The sequence below is a fragment of the Nocardioides daphniae genome (assembly GCF_004777465.1).
Classification (GTDB): domain Bacteria; phylum Actinomycetota; class Actinomycetes; order Propionibacteriales; family Nocardioidaceae; genus Nocardioides; species Nocardioides daphniae.
In genome coordinates this window covers 896728-919974 of the sequence record NZ_CP038462.1, presented here as the reverse complement: position 1 = coordinate 919974, position 23247 = coordinate 896728, and the positions used below count along the sequence as shown (strand labels likewise).

The 23247-nt window shown below is 71.6% G+C and carries 29 protein-coding genes and 2 pseudogenes; 21 read left to right on the top strand and 10 right to left on the bottom strand.

The window, feature by feature from the left end; all coding sequences use genetic code 11:
* The first annotated feature begins 233 nt into the window (after positions 1–233).
* Genes E2C04_RS17630 through E2C04_RS04485 form a run of 3 tightly spaced genes read left to right on the top strand, consistent with a single transcriptional unit; the run spans position 234 to position 1790 of the window.
* Positions 234–890 carry a CpsD/CapB family tyrosine-protein kinase gene (locus tag E2C04_RS17630; protein WP_275106561.1) on the top strand — a complete coding sequence of 219 codons (657 nt, stop codon included), beginning with the start codon at positions 234–236 and terminating at the stop codon, positions 888–890.
* The gene (locus tag E2C04_RS04490; RefSeq protein WP_135831703.1) at positions 853–1173 is read left to right on the top strand and encodes a PqqD family protein; all 321 of its coding nucleotides are present in this window, start codon (positions 853–855) and stop codon (positions 1171–1173) included. The genes E2C04_RS17630 and E2C04_RS04490 overlap by 38 nt, the downstream gene beginning before the upstream one ends.
* Complete coding sequence (locus tag E2C04_RS04485; RefSeq protein ID WP_135831702.1) at positions 1170–1790, top strand: nucleotidyltransferase family protein; 621 nt, start codon at positions 1170–1172, stop codon at positions 1788–1790. Before E2C04_RS04490 ends, E2C04_RS04485 begins: the two co-directional genes overlap by 4 nt.
* 200 nt (positions 1791–1990) lie before the next feature.
* Here the strand turns inward: E2C04_RS04485 and E2C04_RS17625 are convergent, their stop codons facing one another.
* Complete coding sequence (locus E2C04_RS17625) at positions 1991–2167, bottom strand: hypothetical protein (RefSeq protein ID WP_158630593.1); 177 nt, start codon at positions 2165–2167, stop codon at positions 1991–1993.
* A 307-nt stretch (positions 2168–2474) separates the two neighbouring features.
* Between E2C04_RS17625 and E2C04_RS04480 the strand changes: the two genes are divergently transcribed.
* The gene (locus tag E2C04_RS04480) at positions 2475–4580 is read left to right on the top strand and encodes a DEAD/DEAH box helicase (protein ID WP_135831701.1); all 2106 of its coding nucleotides are present in this window, start codon (positions 2475–2477) and stop codon (positions 4578–4580) included.
* 69 nt (positions 4581–4649) lie between these two features.
* On the opposite strand, the gene E2C04_RS04475 is transcribed toward E2C04_RS04480, so the two are convergent.
* Together E2C04_RS04475 and E2C04_RS04470 are read right to left on the bottom strand one after the other, a co-directional pair.
* Positions 4650–5927, bottom strand: a complete 1278-nt coding sequence (locus E2C04_RS04475; RefSeq protein WP_135831700.1) for an arginine deiminase — start codon at positions 5925–5927, stop codon at positions 4650–4652.
* Positions 5928–5995: 68 nt separating this feature from the next.
* Positions 5996–6853: a hypothetical protein gene (locus tag E2C04_RS04470; protein ID WP_135831699.1), complete on the bottom strand. Its 858-nt coding sequence runs from the start codon at positions 6851–6853 to the stop codon at positions 5996–5998.
* A gap of 95 nt (positions 6854–6948) precedes the next feature.
* On the opposite strand from E2C04_RS04470, the gene E2C04_RS04465 reads away from it, so the two are divergent.
* The 4 genes from E2C04_RS04465 to E2C04_RS04450 are packed head-to-tail and all read left to right on the top strand — an operon-like array spanning position 6949 to position 8920.
* A complete protein-coding gene (locus E2C04_RS04465) occupies positions 6949–8007 on the top strand; it encodes an FUSC family protein (RefSeq protein ID WP_202977903.1) in 1059 nt (352 codons plus the stop codon).
* 45 nt (positions 8008–8052) lie between these two features.
* Entirely contained in the window at positions 8053–8304 is a 252-nt protein-coding gene (locus tag E2C04_RS04460; RefSeq protein WP_135831698.1) for a hypothetical protein, read from the top strand.
* The gene (locus tag E2C04_RS04455) at positions 8301–8507 is read left to right on the top strand and encodes a hypothetical protein (RefSeq protein ID WP_135831697.1); all 207 of its coding nucleotides are present in this window, start codon (positions 8301–8303) and stop codon (positions 8505–8507) included. The genes E2C04_RS04460 and E2C04_RS04455 overlap by 4 nt, the downstream gene beginning before the upstream one ends.
* 26 nt (positions 8508–8533) lie before the next feature.
* Positions 8534–8920 carry an HNH endonuclease gene (locus E2C04_RS04450; protein ID WP_135831696.1) on the top strand — a complete coding sequence of 129 codons (387 nt, stop codon included), beginning with the start codon at positions 8534–8536 and terminating at the stop codon, positions 8918–8920.
* Here the strand turns inward: E2C04_RS04450 and E2C04_RS04445 are convergent.
* Positions 8917–9498 (bottom strand): GNAT family N-acetyltransferase, encoded by a 582-nt coding sequence (locus tag E2C04_RS04445; RefSeq protein WP_135831695.1) that lies wholly within the window; start codon positions 9496–9498, stop codon positions 8917–8919. The two genes, E2C04_RS04450 and E2C04_RS04445, sit on opposite strands and share 4 nt — an antisense overlap.
* Positions 9499–9612: 114 nt before the next feature.
* Between E2C04_RS04445 and E2C04_RS04440 the strand changes: the two genes are divergently transcribed.
* The 5 genes from E2C04_RS04440 (at position 9613) to E2C04_RS04420 (ending at position 12793) form a co-directional block, all read left to right on the top strand.
* Positions 9613–10119, top strand: coding sequence for a flavin reductase family protein (locus E2C04_RS04440; RefSeq protein WP_202977902.1), 507 nt, complete (start codon positions 9613–9615; stop codon positions 10117–10119).
* A 62-nt stretch (positions 10120–10181) separates the two neighbouring features.
* A complete protein-coding gene (locus tag E2C04_RS04435; RefSeq protein WP_135831694.1) occupies positions 10182–10757 on the top strand; it encodes a 1-acyl-sn-glycerol-3-phosphate acyltransferase in 576 nt (191 codons plus the stop codon).
* 12 nt (positions 10758–10769) lie between these two features.
* Positions 10770–11282 carry a hypothetical protein gene (locus E2C04_RS04430; protein WP_135831693.1) on the top strand — a complete coding sequence of 171 codons (513 nt, stop codon included), beginning with the start codon at positions 10770–10772 and terminating at the stop codon, positions 11280–11282.
* Positions 11275–11910 carry a TetR family transcriptional regulator gene (locus E2C04_RS04425; protein WP_135831692.1) on the top strand — a complete coding sequence of 212 codons (636 nt, stop codon included), beginning with the start codon at positions 11275–11277 and terminating at the stop codon, positions 11908–11910. Before E2C04_RS04430 ends, E2C04_RS04425 begins: the two co-directional genes overlap by 8 nt.
* Positions 11911–11986: 76 nt before the next feature.
* Positions 11987–12793, top strand: coding sequence for a GTPase domain-containing protein (locus tag E2C04_RS04420; RefSeq protein WP_202977901.1), 807 nt, complete (start codon positions 11987–11989; stop codon positions 12791–12793).
* A gap of 36 nt (positions 12794–12829) precedes the next feature.
* On the opposite strand, the gene E2C04_RS04415 is transcribed toward E2C04_RS04420, so the two are convergent.
* Positions 12830–13177, bottom strand: coding sequence for an ArsR/SmtB family transcription factor (locus tag E2C04_RS04415; protein ID WP_135831691.1), 348 nt, complete (start codon positions 13175–13177; stop codon positions 12830–12832).
* 95 nt (positions 13178–13272) lie between these two features.
* Between E2C04_RS04415 and arsM the strand changes: the two genes are divergently transcribed.
* From arsM to E2C04_RS04400, 3 genes and pseudogenes are all read left to right on the top strand, one after another.
* Positions 13273–14118, top strand: coding sequence for an arsenite methyltransferase (gene arsM, locus E2C04_RS04410; RefSeq protein ID WP_135831690.1), 846 nt, complete (start codon positions 13273–13275; stop codon positions 14116–14118).
* A pseudogene (gene arsB / locus E2C04_RS04405) lies at positions 14115–15202 on the top strand (ACR3 family arsenite efflux transporter). Before arsM ends, arsB begins: the two are co-directional and overlap by 4 nt.
* A complete protein-coding gene (locus E2C04_RS04400) occupies positions 15199–15648 on the top strand; it encodes an arsenate-mycothiol transferase ArsC (RefSeq protein ID WP_135831689.1) in 450 nt (149 codons plus the stop codon). Before arsB ends, E2C04_RS04400 begins: the two are co-directional and overlap by 4 nt.
* Positions 15649–15673: 25 nt before the next feature.
* Here the strand turns inward: E2C04_RS04400 and E2C04_RS04395 are convergent, their stop codons facing one another.
* Positions 15674–16216 carry a TOPRIM nucleotidyl transferase/hydrolase domain-containing protein gene (locus E2C04_RS04395; RefSeq protein ID WP_135831688.1) on the bottom strand — a complete coding sequence of 181 codons (543 nt, stop codon included), beginning with the start codon at positions 16214–16216 and terminating at the stop codon, positions 15674–15676.
* A 311-nt stretch (positions 16217–16527) separates the two neighbouring features.
* On the opposite strand from E2C04_RS04395, the gene E2C04_RS21815 reads away from it, so the two are divergent.
* On the top strand, positions 16528–16629 hold the full coding sequence (locus tag E2C04_RS21815) for an alpha/beta fold hydrolase (protein ID WP_420873092.1): 102 nt from the start codon (positions 16528–16530) through the stop codon (positions 16627–16629).
* A 109-nt stretch (positions 16630–16738) separates the two neighbouring features.
* The gene (locus E2C04_RS18490; protein ID WP_202977900.1) at positions 16739–17230 is read left to right on the top strand and encodes a hypothetical protein; all 492 of its coding nucleotides are present in this window, start codon (positions 16739–16741) and stop codon (positions 17228–17230) included.
* Positions 17231–17304: 74 nt separating this feature from the next.
* On the opposite strand, the gene E2C04_RS04385 is transcribed toward E2C04_RS18490, so the two are convergent.
* From E2C04_RS04385 to E2C04_RS04370, 4 genes and pseudogenes are all read right to left on the bottom strand, one after another.
* Positions 17305–17589, bottom strand: a complete 285-nt coding sequence (locus tag E2C04_RS04385; protein ID WP_135831687.1) for a TFIIB-type zinc ribbon-containing protein — start codon at positions 17587–17589, stop codon at positions 17305–17307.
* A 162-nt stretch (positions 17590–17751) separates the two neighbouring features.
* Positions 17752–18634: pseudogene (locus E2C04_RS04380) on the bottom strand (carotenoid oxygenase family protein).
* A gap of 193 nt (positions 18635–18827) precedes the next feature.
* Complete coding sequence (ychF, locus tag E2C04_RS04375; protein ID WP_135831685.1) at positions 18828–19901, bottom strand: redox-regulated ATPase YchF; 1074 nt, start codon at positions 19899–19901, stop codon at positions 18828–18830.
* An 85-nt stretch (positions 19902–19986) separates the two neighbouring features.
* On the bottom strand, positions 19987–20868 hold the full coding sequence (locus E2C04_RS04370; RefSeq protein WP_158630592.1) for a M57 family metalloprotease: 882 nt from the start codon (positions 20866–20868) through the stop codon (positions 19987–19989).
* Between the two features lie 202 nt (positions 20869–21070).
* Here E2C04_RS04370 and E2C04_RS04365 point away from each other — a divergent pair, with 202 nt between their 5' ends.
* The 3 genes from E2C04_RS04365 to E2C04_RS21235 all read left to right on the top strand — a co-directional run bounded on the left by E2C04_RS04365 (position 21071) and on the right by E2C04_RS21235 (position 23245).
* On the top strand, positions 21071–21607 hold the full coding sequence (locus tag E2C04_RS04365) for a PH domain-containing protein (RefSeq protein ID WP_229721453.1): 537 nt from the start codon (positions 21071–21073) through the stop codon (positions 21605–21607).
* Positions 21608–21824: 217 nt separating this feature from the next.
* A complete protein-coding gene (locus E2C04_RS19255) occupies positions 21825–22409 on the top strand; it encodes a PH domain-containing protein (RefSeq protein WP_135831682.1) in 585 nt (194 codons plus the stop codon).
* Complete coding sequence (locus tag E2C04_RS21235; RefSeq protein WP_135831681.1) at positions 22409–23245, top strand: PH domain-containing protein; 837 nt, start codon at positions 22409–22411, stop codon at positions 23243–23245. The genes E2C04_RS19255 and E2C04_RS21235 overlap by 1 nt, the downstream gene beginning before the upstream one ends.
* The last annotated feature ends 2 nt before the right edge of the window (positions 23246–23247 follow it).

Below are 23247 nucleotides of genomic sequence, written 5' to 3'. Positions count from 1 at the left end.
GAACAAGCGCGAGATCGAGGAGAAGTTCTCGGTCAGCGTGGTCGGCCAGATCCCTGCGACCGACCTGCTCAACCGTGGCAACTCCGGCAACGCCCAGCTCGCCGTCGACGCCGACACCCGGATCATCGGCCAGGGCCCGGCCTCGGAGGCCTTCCGCAAGCTGCGCACCAACCTGACCTACATGGACGTCGACAACCCGCCGCGCATCATCGTCGTCTCCAGCCCCATGCCCGGTGACGGCAAGTCGACCGTGTCGGCCAACCTCGTGGCTGCGATCGAGCGCTCCGGCCAGTCCGGTCATCCTCGTCGACGGCGACCTGCGCCGCCCGATGGTCGCAGCCAGCCTCGGCCTGGTCGAAGGCGTCGGCCTCACCGACGTGCTCACCGGCAAGATCGGTATCGAGGACGCGCTCCAGCGCATCCCCGGCCACGACGGCCTCCGGGTCCTGGCGGCTGGCCCCGTGCCCCCGAACCCGAGCGAGCTGCTCGGCTCGCAGGCCATGCGCAACCTGCTCGCCCGCCTGTCGCAGGACTCGATCGTCGTGATCGACGCCCCGCCGCTGCTGCCCGTCACCGACGGCGCGATCCTCGCGGCCCGCACCGACGGCGCCCTGATCGTGATCTCCTCGGGCAAGACCAAGGACCACCACCTCGAGAGCGCGCTGGAGCACCTCAACCGGGTGGACGCCAAGACCCTCGGCGTGATCGTCAACCGGGTCCCGCAGAAGCGCAAGGTCCTCGGCTACGGCACGTACGGCTCCTACGGCGGCTACGGCTCCTACGGGTCCTACGGCGGCTACGCCTCCCGGACCGAGAAGAAGGAGTCGAAGGCGGTCACCAAGGCGGCCCGACGTGACCAGCAGCCCAAGCGTCGCCTCACCCGGAAGTGACGAGGCCGTGGGGGCGCTGGCACACCGTGACACGGTGGTCCAGGTCGGCGACGCCGACCGCGTGGTGCTGCTCGACCTGGACGACCCTGCCCACCCGCCGCGCATCCTCACCGGCCCGGCGGCCGAGATCTGGACGGCGGTCGACGGCCGCCGCACGTTGGCGGAGGTGACCGGCGTGGTCGCCGAGGCCTTCGACGCCCCGGTCGACACCGTCGCCGGAGACGTCTCCGCCTTCGTCGCCTCGCTCCTCGAGGCGCGTCTGGTCGAGGAGGTCGCCCGGTGACCGGGCCGGCCACCGAGGTCCAGCACCCAGACGGCTCGCTCGACGCAGAGCGCGTCACCGGCGCCGAGGCGATGCAGCTGCTGTACGCCCTCACCGCCGACGTCGCCCGGCGTACGGGCACCCGGGTGCTGGCGATCAAGGGCGCCACGCTCTCCCACCACGGGCTGCGGGCGCCCCGGGTCTCCGCCGACATCGACGTGCTGATGCACCCCGACGACGTCGACACCTTCGTCGCCGGGATGGAGGCCGCCGGTTGGCGCAGACGCGGAGATGACCGGCCCCAAGATGATGCGGTTCCACTCGGTCAACCTGCTCAACGACCACTGGCCGATGGGGATCGACGCCCACGTCTACTTCCCCGGCTTCCTGGCCGCCAGCGACGAGGTCTTCGAGGAGCTGTGGCGTCGCCGGGTCCCGATCGTCCAGGCAGGCCGCGAGGTCTGGGCCACCGCCTGGCCTCCAGCGCCTCCATCGCCGCGCTGCACCACCTCCGCGCCCCGTGGCAGCCCACCAACATGGCTGCGCTCGACGCCCTGACCGGGCTGGCTGCCCCCCAGCTCACCGGCGAGGCGGGGCAGGACCTGCTCGACTGCGCCCGGCGACCGGCTCGGTGCTGACGCTGACCCGTTCCTCGAGCGGCTGGGCCACTCCCCGGCCCCCACCCACCCCGCCGAGGCCGAGCAGATCGACGACTGGCGGCTGGCCACCACGAGCGACCCGCGGATGGCCTGGGTCTACCGCTTCCGCTCCCTGCGCCCGCACCAGTGGCCGGGCTCCTGTGGCACGCCCTGATGCTCAACGACGACGAGCTGCGCGCCTACCACGGCGACCAGACGACGACCACACCGTTGTGGCTGCTGCGGGTGCGGCGTTGGCGGCGCATCGTCGAGGCGCTGCCCGCCATGGTGCGCCGCGAGCTCACGCGACGGCGTACGCGCTTGAGGCGACCCCTCCCCGGGCGCGCGGGCAGCCGCGGGGCTTCCCCAGCCGACACACGTCGACGAGCATGTGGGCGATGCCTCCGGGTTGGGGCTGAAGCGATACGCTGTACGCAGCACAGCCGCGGCTGGCGCCCCACCTGACGTCCGCAAGGAGTCAGCGGCGCCGAGGGATCGTCGCTCGCGCTGCTCTCCCGAGGTGGGCCTCGACCGAGGCGGACCCTCGAGCGAGGTTCACGAGCCCGCCTCGACGCCTGCGTCGGCCCTGCCTACCACGTCCTGGCGAGGGGTCCCCACGACTCCCCGTCACGGCACTCTCATGGAGGAACTGCTTGGCCGGCTCGAACAAGACGGCATCACGCGGTGGCAACCGCGGCGGCCGTCGCGCCCCGCAAGACCCGTCATCTCGACAACGAGGGGATCATCCCGGTCCTCGCCCGCGCCGTGCGCGAGATCGAGAACGAGGCCCAGCGCGGCAAGGTCTCCCCGCACGCCCGCACCCGATTCCAGGTGGTGGCGCTCCTCGTGCGTGAGGAGCGGGCGCGGATCAAGGAGGACGCCGAGTCCAGCGACGCGTCGAAGGCCGAGCAGTTCAAGCGTCTCGACGGCGTCGCGACGATCCTGGCCAAGACGGCTGCCCGGGACACCACGCTGCTGATGCTCCTCGACGAGGGCGCCGAGGTCAGCGAGGCCGCCCGCACGATGAAGCGGAAGATGGTCGAGGCTGCCGGCCTCGAGTTCGTCGACGACGCGGAGCCCGAGACCGCGGCCGCGGACGTGCCCGGCCGTGAGCGTCGCGTGGTGCCCCAGTCGGTCATCTCGCGCCAGCTGGCCAACCCGTTCCAGCGGCCCGACTTCGAGGCCGCCGCCAAGCGCATCGAGCCGAAGACGCACCGCCTCTCCACGTGGGAGCTGATCGGCCCCCTGCTGCGGGCCTTCGAGATCGGCAACGGCTCCCCCGCCGTGCTCGACATGCCCGAGCCCACCGGGCTCACCACCCGCGACGGCCAGGAGATGATGCTCCACCAGGCCCGGCTGGTCGCCTCCGTGCAGGCCGGCCACCGCACCTTCCTGCTCGCCGACGAGCCCGGCCTGGGCAAGACCGCCCAGGCGCTGCTCGCCGCGCAGGCCGCCGACGCCTTCCCGCTGCTCTGCGTCGTGCCCAACGTCGTCAAGACCAACTGGGCCCGCGAGGCCCAGCGCTGGGTGCCGCGTCGGACGACCACCGTGATCCACGGCGACGGCCACGACATCGACGGCTTCGCCGACATCGTGATCGTCAACTACGAGGTCCTCGACCGCCACGTCGGCTGGCTGGGTGACATCGGCTTCAAGGGCATGGTCGTCGACGAGGCCCACTTCATCAAGAACCGCAAGTCGCAGCGCTCCCAGCACGTCCTGGAGATCGCCGACCGGATCCGCAACCGCACCGTGCGCCCGCTGATGATGGCGCTCACCGGCACCCCGCTGATCAACGACATCGAGGACTTCACCTCGATCTGGCAGTTCCTCGGCTGGACCGACGAGAAGAAGCCGCTCTCCGAGCTGATGGCCCGTCTCGAGGAGACCGGCTTCACGCCCGAGGACAAGGCCTTCTACCCGGCCGCGCGCCGGGCCGTCATCGACATGGGCATCGTGCGTCGCCGCAAGGTCGACGTGGCCGCTGACATCCCTGCGCGCCGCATCGCCGACATCCCCGTCGAGCTCGACGACGAGGCGGGTCGCTCGATCCGGGCGGCCGAGCGCGAGCTGGCCCGCCGGCTGGTGGAGCGCTACGACCGCGTCATGTCGGCCCGCGCCCCGGAGAACCAGGCGTCCGGGATCGACGAGGAGCTGGTGCGCCGGGTCGCCGAGTGGGAGCGCGACGAGGCGAGCGACGACAACTCCGGCGAGAACGTCTTCTCGATGATCCGCCGCATCGGCACCGCCAAGGCCCCGCTGGCCGCCGACTACGCCGCCCAGCTGGCGCGCAGCGTCGGCAAGGTCGTGGTCTTCGCCAAGCACGTCGACGTGATGGACATGTGCGAGAAGGTCTTCGCCGACCGTGGCATCGGCTACGCCTCGATCCGCGGCAACCAGACCCCGGCGGCCCGCGAGAAGGCCATCGACTCCTTCGTCAACGACCCCGACGTCGAGATCGTCGTCTGCTCGCTCACCGCGGCGGGCGTCGGCCTCAACCTGCAGGTCTCCTCCAACGTGGTGCTCGCCGAGCTCTCGTGGACCGACGCCGAGCAGACCCAGGCCATCGACCGGGTCCACCGGATCGGCCAGGAGATGCCGGTCACCGCGTGGCGCATCATCGCCGCGCAGACGATCGACACCCGGATCGCCGAGCTCATCGACTCCAAGGCCGGGCTGGCCGCCCGCGCCCTCGACGGCTCGGAGGAGGAGGTCACCACGTCGGCCGACATCCAGGTCGAGGCGATGGTGGCCCTGCTCACCCAGGCGCTCGTGCAGCGAGGTCGCTGACGCAGGTCTGGCACCGGCGTACGCACGTCGACGGCGCGGGCACCCTCCGGGGTGTCCGCGCCGCTGCGTTCACAGCTCGACGGCGTCCCGGCTGATCGGGCACGTCATGCAGTGGCCGCCACCGCGCCCACGCCCCAGCTCGGAGCCGACGATCTCGATCACCTCGATGCCCTCGGCGCGCAGCAGCGCGTTGGTGTGGGTGTTGCGGTCGTAGGCCATCACGACGCCCGGCTCCAGGGCGACGATGTTGGCGCCGGAGTCCCACTGGGTGCGCTCGCGCACGTAGTCGTTGCCGCCGGTTTCCACGACCCGCATCCGCGGCAGCCCGAGCGCCTCGGCGATCACCTCGGTCAGCGGCTTCTCCTCCGCGCGCACGTCGAGCCCGCCTCCGCGCCCGGGCCGCAGCGAGAAGGTGCGTACGTCGTCCATGGTGTCGGGGTGCAGCAGCACGCAGTCGCGGTCGGCGAAGGTGAGCACCGTGTCGAGGTGCATGGTGGCGCGCATCCGCGGCAGCGCAGCCACGATCACGCGGTCGGCGGCACCGCGCGCGAAGAGCGCGGTGGCCAGCGAGCTGATCCCCTGGCGCGAGGTCCGCTCGGAGAGCCCGACGAGCACGGTCCGGTTGCCGATCGGCATCACGTCGCCACCCTCGACGGTGGCGAGCTCCCAGTTCTCCGTCGGGTCGCCCCACCACTCCGTGACCTGCCCGGCGAAGCGCGGGTGGTGGCGGTAGACGGCCGCGGTCAGCACCGTCTCCTCGGTGCGCGCGGCCCAGAAGAGCGGGTTGAGGGTGACGCCGCCGTAGACCCAGCAGGTGGTGTCGCGGGTGTAGAGCAGGTTGGGCAGCGGGGGCAGCAGGTATTCCGCGACGCCCGAGGAGTCCCGGACGAGGCGCATCAGGTCGGCGCTGCCGGCCCCGGGGAACTCGTGCGTGCTCAGCCCGCCCATCAGGGTCTGGGCGAGCTCGCGTGGGTCGAGCTGCTCGAGGTACGCACGTACGTCGTCGACCAGCTCGACGCCGACGCGGTGCGGGTGCACCTGCTGGTCGAGCACCCAGTCACGGGCCGCCGGCATCGCCACCGTCTCGGTCAGCAGGTCGAGCAGCTCCAGCACCTCGATGCCGCGCGAGGTCATGCTGGCCACGAAGTCGGCGTGGTCGGCGCGGGCCTTCTCGACCCACAGCACGTCGTCGAAGAGCAGGTCGTCGCAGTTCGACGGGGTCAGCCGCGCGTGGGCTCGCCCGGGGGCGCAGACCATGACGGTCCGCAGGCGCCCGACCTCCGAGTGGACCCCCAGCTCACCGGCACCTGCGACCTGACCACCGGACTCCACCCAGCCATCTGACATGCGACGCCTCCTGCGCAGGGGACGGACGCCCCGGCCTCACGCCAGCATGCCCCGCGGCACCGACGAAATCACCTGTCGGCGGTGCGCTGACCTCGTACGCCCCCGACCACGGCCAGCACGACGCCCGCGGCAGCCATCACCCCGCCACCCAGGGCGACGCTCCGGACCAGGTCGTGCAGGGGATCCGACAGCGCGTCCCAGAGCAGGACCGTGGTGGAGGCGGGCTGGTCGTCGACGACCGAGAGCACGCCGTTGGCGTCGGAGCTGATCCCCCACCACCACACGCCGGCGACGGCGAGCACACCCAGGCCCGCGACGACCAGCGCGAGTCCGCGGCGGCGGGCGACGACCACCCCGAGCAGCAGCAGGAGCCCGGCTGCGACGGCGATCGGCGTGGCCCACTCGTCGGCCAACCGGGCCACCGTGGCGGCCCGGGCCACCTCGGGCCCACGAGCCAGGACGATGCTGCCCTCGCCGGGCGGGATGCGGTCGGCGAAGGGCAGCCCGGCCTCGGCCAGCCGCGGACGCAGCGCCTCCACCAGGGCAGCCCGGTCGACCACGACGCCGTCCTCGGCGAAGTTGACTCCGGTGCCCTCGTCGCGCAGGCCCTCGACGGCGTGCTGGTGCGACAGGCGTACGGCGTCGGTCCAGGCCCGGGCGAAGGCGTCCGTCTCCACGGCCCGCACGGTCGCCTCGCGCAGTGCCCGGTCGAGCAGCGACCCCAGCCCGAGGCGCTGGCTGATCGGTGTCGCGATCGCGTCGGCGACCTGGTCGCGCACCGTCGGCTCCTCGATCAGCGGCGCCACCGCAGCGGTGTGTTGCTCGGTGTCGAGCAGGTCGCGGTCGACCCAGACCGACGGGATCGACACGAAGGTCAGGGCCAGCCCGGCCAGGATGAGCAGCAGCGAGAGGAGTCCACGGAGCATGCCCTGCAGCATGGCAGGTGGGTCCAGGTCACATCCGCCCCGTCACGTCGGCGGCCGCTGGCCGACGCGGCCCGCCGGGCAGCGATGATGGTGGGGTGACCGATCCTGCTCCGCGCCCCTCGCTGCGCGAGCAGGTCCTGGGTCTGGGGCCGCACGCGGGAGCCCACCGGGTGGCGCTGCGCGCGTCGGTCTCGCTCGCCGTGCCGCTGGCGCTCCTCCTGGCGACCGAGCGGATGGAGTGGTCGATCTTCGCCGCGTTCGGCGCCTTCGTCGCCCTCTACGGCCGCAACGAGGTCGCTCCGCACCGGCTGCGGCTCCAGGTGACCCTGATGGCGATGTTCGTCGGCGCGGTGGTGGCCGGCACGGCCGTGGGCATCTCCGAGCACCGCGCGTGGTGGGTCGTGCCGGGCGCCGCACTGGTCGCGGCCGTGGGGTCGTACGTCTCCGACGCGCAGCGCTGGCACCCTCCCGGCCCGCTCTTCCTGGTCTTCGCCTTCACCGCCTGCGCCTCGACCCCTTCCGAGGTCGGCGACCTGCTGCCGGCGCTGCTGGTCTCGTCGGCGTCAGCCGCCTTCTCGGTGCTGGTCGGAGCCTCCGGTGCCTGGTGGCGTGGACGTCGCGCGAGCTCACCGTGGGCGGCCACGCCGCGCCCCTCCGACTGGGCGTCGGTGGCGCGTCGGCACGTCGTACGCTGCGCCCTCGGCTGCCTGCTCGCCGGCACGGCCGCCACCGCGCTGAGCGGTCCGCTGGGGATCGGTCACCCCTACTGGGCGATGGTCGCTGCGGTCGTCCCGCTGGTGGCCCGGGACTGGTCGCAGCAGGTGGCCCGAGGCGTGCAACGGCTGCTCGGCACCTTCGGCGGGCTGCTGCTCGCCGCCGGGCTGCTGGCGGTCGAGCTGCCGACCCCGGCGCTGGTCGCCGTGGTGATCGCGCTGCAGGGCCTGGCGGAGCTGCTGATCGGGCGCAACTACGCGTTGGCGCTGGTCGTGGTGACCCCGCTGGCGCTGCTGATGGTCCACCTGGTCGCCCCCACCTCGCCACGGGAGCTGCTGGTCGACCGTGCGGTGGAGACCCTGCTCGGCGTGGTGGTCGGCGTCGCCCTCGGGTGGCTGACCCGGCGCCCCGCACCTCGAGTGCGTCCGCTGAGCGCCTGAGGCGAGTCGCGGCGCGATGTCGGCCGGCTCTGCCAAGGTGTCGCCATGAAGAGGTGGGGGCTGGCCGGCGCGGTCGTGGTGGTGCTCGTCGGGGTGGCACTGGCGGGGTGGTGGGTCCTGACGCCCCACCAGGACCGGTCCGTCGCGATGCCGGCCGATGACGCCGCACCGGAGAGGGTGGTCGAGGTCTACGTCGACGCCCTCGATGCCGGTGACTGCGACACCGCTCTGGCCCTTCACGACCCGGCGAGCCGCGACTCGAGCTGGTGCGACACGTCGTCTCCCTCGCCCTCGTGAGCCTCGAGCCGGCCCGCATCGAGCAGCCGGAGTGGTCGGGCCAGCCGGCCGGGGTCGAGGTCGTCAGCGTGGGGGTCGACCTCGACCTGGAGCGACGCCCCTTCGGCGACGGTTCCCTCGACGGGGTCGAGGCCTGGAGCTACCGCCTCGCCCGCCCGAGCGCCGACGCGCCGTGGCGGATCATCGGCCAGGGCATGGGCTGAGCTGCGCCCCGGCATAGGCTCACGTCGTGCCGACCCGCAGCCCGTCCCGCAGCCGCTCCGCGACGTACGCCCGTCGTCGCCGCCGCCGGGTCGCGAGCCGCGTCAACGACCTCACCGACGTCCAGTGGCTCGCGCTCATGGAGGCGTGGGCCGGGTGTGCCTACTGCGGGGCCGAGGAGCTGGCGCTCCAGCGCGACACCATGCTCCCGATCAGCCGCGGCGGGCGCTACACCCTCGACAACGTGGTGCCGGCCTGCCGCTCCTGCAACGCCTCGAAGGGCAACCTCGAGCTGACCACGTGGATGCGCCGCAAGAAGCTCGACGAGAAGGTCTTCCTGGTGCGGCAGTACGAGGTGCTGCGTGCCCTGGAGGTCGCCGGCGTCACCCCCGACGACGACCTCGAGCAGCCCTAACCCAGCATCCGCCGCATCACCAGGCGCGGCATCCGGCTCGCCACCGCGTCGGTCGTGCCCATCACCTCGAAGCCGGCCCGCTCGAACATCGATCGGGTGCCGACGAAGGCCATGGTCAGGTCCATCCGCCCCTCGGGGTCGACGGGGTACGCCTCCACGCCCGGCGCACCGTGGGCGGCGGCGTACGCGACCGCTCCCTCGAGCATCGCAGCGGTGACGCCCTGGCGTCGGTGGCCGCCGCGGACGACGACGCAGATGATGCTCCAGACGTCGAGGTCGTCGAGGGGCCGGATCAGCTTCGACCGGGTCAACCGGGTGATGTGCGAGCGCGGCCCGATGCTGCACCAGCCGACCGGCAGCCCGTCGCGGTAGGTCACCACGCCCTGGGGCTCGCCCTCGGTGAGCGCGCGCATCGCCGCCTCACGCGTCTCCCCCAGCTCGGCGATCTCGCCCGCCGTGCACCGGTGCGACAGGCACCAGCAGTGGTTGTCACGGCGGTTCGGGTTGATCACGTCGGCCAGGTCGTCGAAGCGCTCAGGGGTGACGGGTTGGGTCTCCCACGCCGGTTCGTCAGCCATGGCCCCAGCCAAGCAAAGCGCCTCGGGCGCGTCCAGAGCAGGCGCGCCCGTTCACCGGTGGGGACGGCCGAGGAGACAGGTTTGGGAGGTGGGTCCGAGGGCTACCGTGGAGGCGTGGACACGCCCTTCGACACCTTGATGGAATCCGTCGACACGCCCCTCGTCGTGGTGACCACGGCAGCCGAGGGCACCCTCGCCGGCTGCGTGGTCGGCTTCCACGCCCAGTCGAGCATCGACGCCGAGGGCTACTCGTTCTGGCTGTCGAAGGCCAACCACACCTACCGCACCAGCCTGCGCTCCGCGCACTTCGCGGTGCACTTCCTCACCACCGAGGACCTCGACCTGGCGGAGCGCTTCGGCACCCAGACCGGCGAGGAGACCGACAAGTTCTCCGGGCTCGACGTCGAGCTCGACGAGCACGGGGTCCCGGTGATCCGCGCCTGCCCGAACCGGATGCTGGTCGACCGGGTCGCGGTGCTCGACGACGGCGGCGACCACGTCTGCGTGACGACCCGGGTGCGCTCGGCGGCCTCGAGCGGCCCCTTCACGCCCCTGCGGCTCTCCGACGCCGCCCACTTCGAGCCCGGCCACGACGCCGAGGAGCGTGCCGTCTCACCGTGAGCGCCCCACCCGGCCGTGAACGCCTGCGCAGGCGACCCGCCGCGATGGCCTAGCGTGACCCCATGATCCGACGCCTCGTCGCCCGTGCCGGCTGGAAGTTGAGCGGCTGGACGCTCGTCACCGAGCCCGGCCCCACCCGCCCGACCGTGTTGATCGGGGCCCCGCACACCTCCAACTGGGACTTCCTGCTGATGCTCGGCATCGCCTGGAGTCTCGACATGGACATCCGCTGGATGGGCAAGAAGAGCCTCTTCAAGGGCCCGGCCGGACCGGTCATGCGCGCCCTGGGCGGCATCCCCGTCGACCGCGCCAACCCCGGGGACGTGGTCAGCGGTGTCGTGCGTCGCATCAACGAGGGCGAGGTCTTCGGCCTCGTCGTCACCCCCGACGGCACCCGCGGCCCGCACACGCACTGGAAGTCGGGCTTCTACCGGATCGCCCGCGAGACCGGCATGCCCGTCACCCTCGGCTACGTCGACCGCACCACGAAGACCTCGGGGCTGGGCATCACGATCGAGCTCACCGGCGACGTGGCCGCCGACATGGACCGGATCCGGGCCTTCTACGCCGACAAGGCCGGCTACCACCCCGACAAGCGCGTGGAGCCGCGGCTCTCCGAGGAGAGCCGTGCCTTCTGAGGGCGTGGCCGGGTGAAGGTCACCGACCCGCACGGGAGGGTCTGGCGCGTCTCGCGCCGGTGGGTCCCGTGGCGTCGCCGCGGCGAGCTCTCCGACCACGGCGAGCTTCCCTCGCTCCTCGACGGCGACGCCGACGACCCGATCGGGTGCGCCGTCTGGCTCGTCGGCCTGGTGATCACCCTCCCCCTGGTCGTCCTGACCCTCGCCGCGCTGGCCTTCTCCCTGGTCGAGCTCCTCCTGCTCGCCGTCCTGCTTCCCTTCGCCGTGCTCGCCCGGGTGGCGTTCGGGCGCCGCTGGCACGTGGAGGTGCGCCACGGCTTCGAGCGCGTCTGGGAGGCCGAGGCCGGCACCTGGTCCGACAGCCGCGTGGCGATCGCCGCGCAGGGCGAGCACCTGCGCCGCGGGGAGCACCCGGCCCAGGCGATGGTCGCCGTCCCGACCCCGAGGGTGAAGCGCTCCGACCGGGTCCCCGGCGGCAAGCGCGCCCGCCGCAAGGAGCCCGACGGAGGCAGCACCGATGCCTGACACCGACCCCGCGGCGCGCGGCTCCCGGCGCCGTGAGCGCACGCGTACGCAGGTCCTCGACGCCTGCGAGCAGCTCCTCTCCGAACGGGCCGCCGAAGAGATCCGGGTCGAGGACGTCGCCGCCCGAGCCGGCATCTCCGCCGCGTCGGTCTACGTGCACTTCGGCACCAAGGACGGCCTGCTCGCCGCCGTCACCGAGCGCGTGCTCGACACGGCCTCGCTGATGATCCCCGACCTGCGCGAGCGGATGGTCTTCTGCGAGGCGTCGACGCCGATGACCCAGGAGCGCTTCACCCTGACCTCGGACGGCTCCTGCTACGGCATCGCCCCGCTGCTCAAGAACCTCGGCCCGTTCCGGCCGAAGGTCACCACCCACATCCCCGGCCTCTTCCTGGGTGGCGCGAGCACCGAGCACATGGTCGGCATCAACGCCACGATCTGGGGCGGCATGAAGACGGCCGGCACGATCCTCGGGCGCGACCTCGAGCAGGAGGTCAAGGACGGCGCGGTCTTCGTCGACGAGTCCCGGCTGACCGAGATCACCGACGTCTGGGACCCGCTGCTGGCCTCCAAGCCCGGCTCGACGATCCGTCGTGCCGTACGCCGTCGCCCGAAGGCGACCGCCTGACCTCGACACCGGGTCGTAGGCTCTGCCTCCCAGGAACCATCCGCACCGACCTCGCCCCACCGGGCATGGAGGCCCTGTGTCCCGCACCACCAGCACCTTCCGGACGATCCTGCCCAGCTCCGGCCGCACCGCGATCGGCGCCACGATCGCGGGCGGCGTGCTGGCTGGCCTGTCAGCCGCCCCCGAGCGCGTCCACCGGCTCTTCCGGCGGCGCTTTCCCACGGTCGCCGTGACCGGCATGACGGGTGTCGGCAAGACGCAGCTGGCCGACCGGCTCGCACGGCGTACGTCCGGGGCCGGGGTCGGCGAGGTCGGTTCGGCGGTGATGGAGCGGCGTACGCGACGCTCGGCGCGGTTGCAGGGGTTCCGCTTCCTGGTGGTGCCGGGCGACAATGCGGCCACCCGGCTCGGCGCCCTGGACGAGGTCTTCCACGACGAGCCCGTCGACGGCGTCATCCACGTGGTGGCCAACGGCTACGCCACCCCGCGTCGTACCGCCGGGACCAGCGGCGCAGCGACCGCGTCACGCGAGGAGCAGCTCGCCGCCGAGCTCGAGGACTGGGCGATCACGGCACACCGGATCGCCTCGATGGCCGTGCGCCGTGACAAGCCGGTCTGGCTGGTCATCGCCGTGACCAAGGCCGACCTCTTCGCCGACGACCTGGACGAGGTCGTGCGGTACTACTCCCCCGGCAGCGGCAGCCCCTTCGGCGACAAGGTCGACGAGCTGCGGGCGTTGGCCGGGGGCGCGAAGCTCTCCGTCGACGTGCTCCCGGTCTCCAGCCAGGGCGGCGACCGCACGGCGGCGATCTCCGGGAAGCGGGCCAGCGCCATGGTCGACGCCCTCGCGGACCGGTTGGCGCAGCTCAGCGGTCACGTGTGAGCCGAGCGGAGGTTCCGGGCCCCCGCTCAGCGGGGCTCAGGGCGCGAGCGCCCGGCTCAGCTGGCTCAGCGTCTCGTCGACCACGCGGTAGAACGCCCACCGCCCGCGCTGCTCACGCAGCACCAGCCCGGCGTCGACGAGCTGCTTCATGTGGTGCGAGACGGTCGACTGCGACAACCCGACGGGATCGGTGAGGTCGCAGACGCAGGCCTCGCGCTCGGGCTGGGCGGCGATCAGCGACAACAGGCGTACGCGGGTCGGGTCACCCAGCGCCTTGAACTGCCGCGCGAGCCGCTGGGCCTCGTCGACCTCGAGCGCGCCGTCGGTGACGGCGGCGCAGCAGGCTGTCTCGTCGGCGACAGGGAGGGCGGTGCGTGTGGCCATGCCAGCCAGTGTGACAGACGCATTGACAAACGTCGATGCATCGACCAACCTCGATACATTGACGTTTGTCGATGCGAGACGAGAGGACCGGCACCATGACCACCACCGACTCCCCCGCGGGCGCCCCGACCCCTGACCAGCTCCGCGAGCAGGTGCGCGACCGCTACGCGCAGGCCGCGACCGCCGTCACCCGCGGGACCACCAACGCCGAGCTCAACGCCGACCTCCAGTCCGGCGACTCCCTCACGGTCGTCGACGACTCCTGCGGCACCTCCTCGTGCTGCAGCGACGACGTCGCCGTCGACGACTCCTTCGGCGCAGCGCTCTACGGCGCCGACGACCAGGACGCCCTCCCCGTCGAGGCGGTCGCCGCCAGCCTGGGCTGCGGCAACCCGACGGCCGTGGCCGACCTGCGCGCCGGCGAGCGCGTGCTCGACCTCGGCTCCGGCGGCGGCATCGACGTGCTGCTCTCCGCGCGCCGCGTCGGCGAGACGGGGTTCGCCTACGGGGTCGACATGACCGACGAGATGCTCGACCTGGCCCGCGCCAACGCCGCGAAGGCCGGCGCGGAGAACGTGGAGTTCCTCAAGGCCACCATCGAGGACGTCCCGCTGCCCGACGCCTCGGTCGACGTGGTCATCTCCAACTGCGTGATCAACCTGTCGGTCGACAAGCCGCAGGTCATCGCCGAGATGCACCGCGTGCTCACCCCCGGCGGTCGGATCGGCATCTCCGACGTCGTCGCCGAGGACCACCTCAGCCCGGCCGAGCGCGCCGAGCGCGGGTCGTACGTCGGGTGCATCGCCGGCGCCCTCTCGCGCTCGGAGTACCTCGACGGGCTCGCCGCCGCAGGCTTCGTCGACGCCGAGGTCGAGTTCACCCACGAGGCCGCCCCGGGCATGCACGGCGCCATCATCCGCGCCACCAAGCCGGCCGCATGAGCAGCGTCGCCAACCGCACCGCCGCACGGGCCGTACCCACCCGGCTCTCCACGCTGGACCGCTACCTCCCGGCGTGGATCGGGCTCGCCATGGTCGCCGGCCTGCTCGCGGGGCGGTGGGTACCGGGCATCGCCGAGGCCCTCGACAGCATCACGATCGGGTCGATCTCGCTGCCGATCGCGCTCGGCCTGCTGGTGATGATGTATCCGGTGCTGGCCAAGGTCCGCTACGACGAGGTCGGCCACGTGGCCCGCGACCGACGGCTGATGACGCTGTCGCTGGTGCTCAACTGGGTGGTGGGGCCAGCGCTCATGTTCGCGCTGGCGTGGCTCTCTTCCTGCCCGACCTGCCGGAGTACCGCACCGGCCTGATCGTGGTCGGCCTCGCCCGCTGCATCGCGATGGTGATCATCTGGAACGACCTGGCCTGCGGCGACCGTGAGGCCGCGGCCGTGCTCGTGGCTGTCAACTCCGTCTTCCAGGTGCTGGCCTTCGCCCTGCTCGGCTGGTTCTACCTCGACCTGCTGCCCGGCTGGCTCGGCCTCTCCACGACCGGCCTCGACGTCTCCCCGTGGCTGATCGCCTGGAGCGTCGTGGTCTTCCTCGGCATCCCGTTGGCGGCGGGCTTCCTGACGCGCCGCGTGGGCGAGGCCCGCCGCGGCCGCGAGTGGTACGAGGACACGTTCCTGCCGCGCATCGGACCGTGGGCGCTCTACGGCCTGCTCTTCACGATCGTCGTCCTCTTCGCCCTCCAGGGCGACACGATCACCAACCAGCCGCTCGACGTCGCCCGCATCGCGGTGCCGCTGGTCATCTACTTCGCGGTGATGTGGGCCGGCTCGATGGTGGTGGCACACCGGATGCGGTTGACCTACCCGCGCGCCACGACGGTCGCCTTCACCGCCGCCGGCAACAACTTCGAGCTCGCCATCGCCGTCGCGATCGCCGTCTTCGGCGTCACCAGCGGGCAGGCGCTCGCCGGCGTCGTCGGCCCCCTGATCGAGGTGCCCGTCCTGGTCGGGCTGGTCCACGTCAGCCTCTGGGCCCGACGCTTCTTCCCCGACACCCGAGGAGCCTCCGCATGACCACACAGACCACGCCGCACGTCCCGCAGGTCGTCTTCGCGTGCGTACGCAACGGAGGCCGCTCCGTCGCCGCGCGTTTGCTCACCGAGCACTACGCCCGGGGCCGGGTCGTGGCGCTCTCGGCAGGCACCCAGCCCGGCGAGCACATCCACCCCGAGGTCGCCGTCGAGCTGGAGGCGCTGGGCCTCGACACCTCGCGCGAGCACCCCAAGCACCTGACCCGCGAGATGATCGCGGCCAGCGACCTGGCGATCACCCTGGGCTGCGGGGAGACCTGCCCCTACGTCCCCGGGGTGACCTACCGCGACTGGCCGGTCGACGACCCGGGTGGCCAGGACGAGGCGACCGTACGCCGCGTGCTTGCCGACCTCGACGGCCGCGTACGAGAGCTGCTGCGCGAGCTCGTGCCCGACCTGGACCTGCCGCCGAGCGTGGTCACTTCCTGACCTTCGGCACCCCGACCGGGCGGAGTCAGGCGCTCCAGATCCAGTTGACGAGGCCCTCGAGCGGCTCGGGCACCGAGCCGAAGTCGACGGCTTCGGCCATCAGCGCGGCGTACTTGGCCTTGCGCGAGCCGTTGGCGCCGATGAAGCGGCGCGCCTGCTCGAGCGCGTCGGCGTCGCGGTACTTCGGCTGGTCCTGGAAGTTGCGGAAGGTCTTGAGGTCGCCGTTGGCTTCCAGCAGCGGGGCCAGCTCGACGGCGCCGATCGCCCGGACCAGCTCCAGCTCGAGGTCGGGGCGGCACGCGAAGAAGCCCTGACGCGTCAGGTCCTCGCCCTCCTGGCGGTTGAGCGCGCCGGCCACGAAGCGCTCCTCGGCCTCGTCGTAGAGGCCGCCGACACGGTGGCCCTGGGCGGCCGCCTCGGCGATGGCGCGGCCGAAGTTGCCGGCGCCACCGATGACGGTGACGGCGATCTGCTCGGCGTCGAGGTCGACGCCGAACCGGGGAGCCAGGGAGACGACGGCGGCCCGGTCGGACTCGCCTTCGACGAGAAGCGTGATGGGTCGAGGCACGGGTCGATTCTCGTGGACGTGAGGCCGCGGAGTGCAGGCGGGGTCAGCGACTCAGGGCGAAGACCTCGTACGTCGCGCTCCCCCGGTTTGTTCCCTACGCGTCGTCGAGACACAATGCACCGCAAAGGGGCGACGCTCCGCCCTCCAGGCCTCGGGGCCACATCCACCGGCAGCGTCAGCGGCGGTGGCGAGCGCCCCGGCATGGATGGCAACAACACCGCCCAGCAGACCTCCCGGCGCTAGACGGGCTGGCGCGCCCCAGCCAAGTGCGGCAAGGTGTGCGCTCCCCCGACCCGTTGCGAAGGACTGCCATGCCCGAACGGCCCCCGCTCCTGCTCCTCCACGGCGTGATGATGTCCGCCAACGCCTGGTCGGAGGTCGTCCCGCTGCTCGAGGACCGTTCGAGGTGCTGACCCCGACGGCGGCCGGCCACCACGGTGGGTCTGCGTTGGAGGGACGGGCCACGGTCGCCGCCCTGGTCGACGACACCGAACTTCACCTCGACGACCTGGGCTCGACACCGTGCACGTCGCGGGCAACAGCCTGGGCGGCTGGATGGGGATCGAGCTGGCCCGCCGCGGCCGGGCCCGGTCGGTCTGCGCGCTGTCGCCGGCCGGTTTCTGGATGCCGGGCGGCCGCGACCAGACGGGGTCGGCGCGCAGGCTGCGATTCGTACGCCAGCTCACCCGAGCGAGCGCGCCCGTGACGTCGACGGTGATGCGCTCTGCCCTCGTACGACGCCTCAGCATGCGCGACATCGCCGTACGCGGCGACCGGCTCACCCCCGAGGCAGCGACCGTGGCTGCCACCGACCTGCTGCGGTGCACCGCCGGCCTCGACATCCTGTCGACGACGGAGTCGATCGCCCCGCTCGACCCGACCCCGTGCCCGATCACCTGGTGTGGCCCGAGCACGACCGCATCTTCCCGCAGCGGGTCAACGGTGAGACAGCACGCCGCGTCGTGCCGGGCGCTCGGCACGTGGTGCTGTCCGGCACCGGCCACGTCCCGATGATCGACGATCCGCAGCTGTGCGCGCGGGTGATCGCCGACTCGATCTCGGCAGCGGAGTCGGCAGGCTGAGAGGGCTCAGTCGAACAGCTCCATCAGCCAGTGCTCCTTCTTCTTCTTGCGCTGGTAGCCGCTGTTGTCATAGCGACGGTCGTCGTACGCCGGTCGGTTGCCGTACTGCGCGTTCTGCGGCGGCGCAGGCGGGGCGGGGGTCGAACGGGACACGTCCGCCTCCGCACGCTCGAGGATCTTGTCGAGCTCACCACGGTCGAGCCACACGCCCCGGCACTCCGGGCAGTAGTCGATCTCCACGCCGAGGCGCTCGCTCATCACGAGAGTCGCTGAATCATTGGGGCACTTCATGTGGATCCTCCTGGGGTGCGCGTTTCCGTCAGCGTAGGAGGAGGGTCCTGAGCGCCCTTGACTGGAGGATTTCAGCCAGCAGATGGCTGGAATCCTCCAGCTAGGCCGAGGCGGACGTCACGTCGCCCGGGCCGGGTCGATCGTCCAGCGCTCCAGGCGGGGTCAGTCGGCCACGGGCTCGTCGTCGTCGGCAAAGGCGTGGTCGTGCACCACCAGGTCGATGACCACACGGTCACGGTCGTCGTACGCGTTGAGCGGGTGGTAGACGAAGCACGGTTCGACGTCGATCCACACGACGTCGGCCGCGGTGCCAGCCCTGGGCAGGAGCCCGACGCGGGCCCCGTTGTCGGGGCGCCAGCGGAAGGGCAGGCGTACGCCTTCCAGTGCGAGCTCCGGGTCGAACCGGCAGGTCGAAGAGCACGACTCGGGAGGCCGTCAGGCCCATGTCGTGAAGCATGACCGGGGCGGGGAGGTCGATGTCGACGGTGCTGAGGAGCGCCCCCGCCGGGTCAATCACGTGGTAGCGCACCGCGGGGTTGGCGAAGCCGTAGCTCATCACGTGCATCTCGCCGGTGCTCGGGTCAAACTTGGGGTGCGCGTTGATGCCGGCCGGGAGGGGGCCGCCGAAGTTGCGCGTCGCGACGGTGTCCAGCTCGCCCGTCAGCTCGTACGGCAACGACCCCTCGGTCACCGCCAGGATCCGACCGCCATGGGCGAACACGTTGGTGTTGCCCGACCCCGGGTACCAGCCGCCCTCCTCGTGGGGCACGTCGGCCGCACTGAGGTGTGCACTGGCCTCGGGGCTGCGCACCCACCGGTTGCGGTACCAGCGCGGTCGGCCGCCGTGCAGGTCGACGCCGTGCACCATCCCGTCGCCCGCGAACCAGCGGTACGTGTCGGCCTGCGCCGCGAACGGGTTCGGCCCGGTGCGGAGGTAGCGGCCCGCGAGGTCCGGCGGCACCGCGCCCGTGACCTCGAGGTCCGTGGCGGTCACCTCCGTGGCCACCGGCGCGTAATTGCCGGTCAGGTACGTCGCTCCACCCATGTCTGCCCCTGGCGTGGGCCGCCGGACCAGCCCCAGCGTCCAATACACACCCGCTCGCGCCGGGGGTCAATCGCGTGAGGTGATCAAATCGCACGACACAGCGGTTGGCTGACCACGGCTGGCCGACAGTCCCCACACAACGCGAAAGCTCCCGGCCGCCCGGCGACCGGGAGCTTCCACACGAGCGTGCGGCTCAGACGTTGAAGCGGAACTCCACCACGTCGCCGTCAGCCATGACGTAGTCCTTGCCCTCCATGCGCACCTTGCCGGCCTCCTTGGCCTTGGCCATGGTGCCCGCGGCGACGAGGTCGTCGAAGGAGACGATCTCGGCCTTGATGAAGCCCTTCTGGAAGTCCGTGTGGATCACGCCGGCCGCCTCAGGGGCGGTGTCGCCCTTGCGGATCGTCCAGGCGCGGGTCTCCTTGGGGCCAGCCGTCAGGTAGGTCTGCAGGCCGAGGGTGTCGAAGCCGACGCGGGCCAGGACCTCGAGGCCCGGCTCCTCCACACCGGCGTCGGCGAGGAAGTCAGCGGCCTCCTCGTCGTCGAGCTCGATCAGCTCGGACTCGAACTTGGCGTCCAGGAAGATCGCCTCGGCGGGCGCGACGAGCTCGCGCATCTTCGCCTTGAGCTCCTCGTCCTGGAGCTCCTCGGCGTCGCAGTTGAAGACGTAGATGAAGGGCTTCGCGGTCAGCAGCGACAGCTCGCGCAGCAGCGTACGGTCGATGTCGGTCGCGATGATCGGCGTACCGGCCTCGAGCGCCGCCTGGGCAGCCTTCGCGGCCTCGAGGTTCGCGACGAGCTCCTTGTTCTTGCGCGACTCCTTCTCGAGCCGCATGACCGACTTCTCGACGGTCTCCAGGTCGGCCAGGATCAACTCGGTCTGGATGGTGGAGATGTCGTTGCCGGGGTTGACCTCACCGTCGACGTGGGTGACGTCCTCATCGCGGAAGACGCGGGTGACCTGGCAGATCGCGGCCGACTCGCGGATGTGGGAGAGGAACTTGTTGCCCAGGCCCTCACCCTGCGAGGCGCCGCGCACGATGCCGGCGATGTCGACGAACTCGACGGTCGCGGGAAGGATCTTCTCCGAGCCGAAGATCTCGGCGAGCTTCGCGAGCCGCTCGTCCGGCACGCCGACGACGCCGACGTTGGGCTCGATCGTCGCGAACGGGTAGTTCGCCGCGAGCACGTCGTTCTTGGTCAGGGCGTTGAAGAGGGTCGACTTGCCAGCGTTGGGAAGTCCGACGATTCCGATGGTGAGGGCCACGGTCGCCGAGTCTAGGTCCGGCGACCGTGGCCCTCTAAATCACAGGCTCTGGCTCACGGGCCCGCGACGGGCCCGGCGAGCGGGATCAGCTGCCGTAGACGGCACGCACCCCGGTCCGGTCGTACGACGAGAAGGTCAGGTTGCTCGACCCGCCGTTGCACTGCGGGTAGTGCATGATCGAGCGGTTGTCGTACGGCGTCAGCGCGCGCCAGTTGTTGTCCTCGAAGCAGGTGCCGGCCTCGGGACGGGTGTGCTCGTGGCGGAAGCCCAGCACGTGGCCGAGCTCGTGCGCCATGATGTTGGCCGGCGTCCAGGAGCCGGAGTTCACCAGCGACGAGGCGTTGACCAGGATGTTGCGCGAGCTCTTCGAGCTGCTCGGGAAGAACGCACGCGCGATGTACGACGTGGTGCTCGTCGGCTCCACCGAGAAGACCACGTTGGGGTTGCTGGTGTTGCAGCTGGCGTTCTGCGACGAGACGTAGACGAAGTTGACGCCCGAGCTCGCGCCCTCCCAGATCGCCGCACCGTTGGCCATCGCGTTGATGATCGTCGACTGCCGCGTGCCGAAGCGCGTGCTGACGCAGTAGGTCAGGTTGCGCGCGGTCGTGGCCGACCACTTGTCGTCGCGGCCGCCGTAGCGGTTGATGATGAGGCCCTGGTTGCCGGCGCTGCCCTTCAGCGCGCGCTGGGTCGACCTGGCGTTCGTACGCTGCGCCTTGAGCTTCTTGGCCGTCATCGAGAAGTAGTACTGCTGAAGGGCGCGACGGTTGGCGACCGGCTCGTCGCCGTTGACGATGAACTGGCCGTCGGTGTCGCGGTGGGCCTGCTTGACGTACTGCTTGAAGGAGGGCGTCTTGTCCTTGGCGACGGAGTCCTTCGCGGCGGAGAGGGCCGGGGTGCCGGCCAGCGCCACGGCGCCAGCTGCGGCGGTGGCCGCGACGACTGCGGTGATCCTGCGGAAGTGCATGAGTTCTTCCTCTGCGGAGCGACGATGGGAATACGAGTCAAACCACCGGCCCATGCCCCGCGCCAGATCTTCTCGCCTGCGCGTTCGTGCGATGCAACGACTCGCATCTTGGGGCGCAGGATGTGCCGGGAACCGCGCCCCATCGCGTACGTCCCCGCTCACCCCCACCCTGCTGTCGGCGGGGTGTGGCAGGCTCTGCGCCGTGACGAACGACGCCCCGATCCACGCTGACCACGACGCCTCGCGCACGGTGCACGACGCCCTGCGCGAGCCTGCCAACCGGGTCAGCCCCCGCGCCGTGGCCTACTGGCGCACCAATGCCGCGATCGGCTCCGTCATCGTCCTGGCGATCACCTTCACCGTCTACTTCCTGGTGCCCTCGCGCCCGTGGTGGGCCACGGCGATCGTGGCGGTCATCGTCATCGGCAGCCTCGTCGAGGTGGCCGCGATGCCGACCGTCCGCTACCGGGTCCACCGGTGGGAGGTCAACGACATCGCGATCCACACCCGCGACGGGTGGATCAACCTCGAGTCGCGCATCGCCCCGCTCAACCGCGTGCAGACCGTCGACTCCCAGCAGGGCGCGATCATGCGCCTCTTCAACCTGGCCTCGATCACCGTCACCACCGCCTCCTCGGCCGGCAGCGTCGACATCGTCGGGCTCGACGCCGACGAGGCCCGCGAGCTGGTCGCCACCCTGACCACCATCACCGCAGCCACCGAGGGCGACGCGACGTGAGCGACGACTTCACCGCGGCTCCCCCCCCTCCCCCGACCCGTTCCCCACCCCGCCGCCCACGCCGGCACGCTCACCGTGGGTCACGGTCTCCGAGGACGACGGCTGGCTGCGCCTGGACAAGCGCAAGCTGCTGCTCGACCCGATCACGGCCCTGCGCCAGTCGATCGTCCCGATCGCCGCCGTCGCGGTCGGTGCGTCGAGTTTCGGCGGCTGGTGGATGGCGCTCGGCATCCCCGTGGTCGCGGCCCTCGCGGCCGTCTTCGGCCTGATCCCGTGGTTCACCACCTCCTACCGGATCACTGAGTCGCAGCTGCAGCTCCGCCACGGGCTGCTCAACCGGAGCACCCAGACGGCGCCGCTCGACCGCGTACGCAGCGTGGACCTCGAGGCCACCGTGCTGCACCGCATCCTCGGGATGCGCAAGGTGCAGATCGGCACCGGGGTCGACAACGAGCGCATCGAGCTCGACGCCGTGACCACCGAGCGGGCCGAGGAGCTGCGCCGCCTGCTCCTCACCCAGCGGTCGACACCTTCCACGGCACCGGTGGAGCCGAGCCCTTCGTACGACGTCTCCGGTGACACCCCCGATGGGGCGTCGACGCCAACCGTGCCGGCCGTGGAGCCCGCCGAGGAGCCGGCAGAGGAGCTGGCCCGCTTCCAGTGGAGCTGGGTCCGCTTCGCGCCCTTCAACGTCGCCCGCCTGCCGTCGTCGCCGCCGCCATCGGTTTCCTCGGGCAGTTCTTCAACGACTTCGAGATCTCCGTCGACGCCAGCGACGTCGAGCGCACCAGGGACTCGCTGATGGAGGTCGGCATCGCCGCCCTCGTCGTCGCCATCGTGCTGGGCGCGGTCGTGGCCTGGCTGCTCATCTCGATCATCGGCTACGTCGTGCAGTGGTTCGGCCTCACGCTCACCCGCGGCCAGGGCTCGCTGCACATGTCGGCGGGCCTGCTCTCCACCCGCTCGATCAGCGTCGAGGAGAAGCGCGTGCGTGGCATCGAGATCGTCGAGCCGCTGCTGATGCGTCCGGTGAAGGGCGCCGAGCTCGCCACCCTCGCCACCGGCGTCGGTGAGGGCGGCACCACCAAGATCCTCCCGCAGTGCCCGACCCCCGTCGCCGCGGACGTCGCCGGGCAGGTCCTCGGCGACCACCACCCGATGCGCGTCCTGCTGACCCCGCACGGCCCGGCCGCCCGGCGCCGCCGGCACGTCGCGCAGCAGTGGGTCACCCTCTTCCTGGCTGCGGCCGGTGTCGCCATCCACCAGGTCGTCCTGCCGCTCAACGAGACCGAGGCGCCGCTGTGGTGGCTGCTGCTCCCCGCAGCCGTCTGGCTGCCGATCGCCGTCGTGCTGGCCGAGCTCTCCTACGCCCACCTCGGCCACGCGCTCAGCGACGACCACCTGGTCGCCGGGCACGGCGTGACGGCCCGCAAACGTACGGTCCTGGAGATCGACGGGATCATCGGCTGGGCCGTCCAGCAGAACATCTTCCAGCGCCGCCTCGGGCTGGTCACCCTGGTCGCGACCACCGCGGCGGGCGACGAGCACGTGACGCTGACCGACGTGCCCGAGGAGAGGGCCGTACGCCTGGCCGCCCAGGCCACACGGGAGTCGGTCCGGCCGTTCCTCGTGCGTTGACC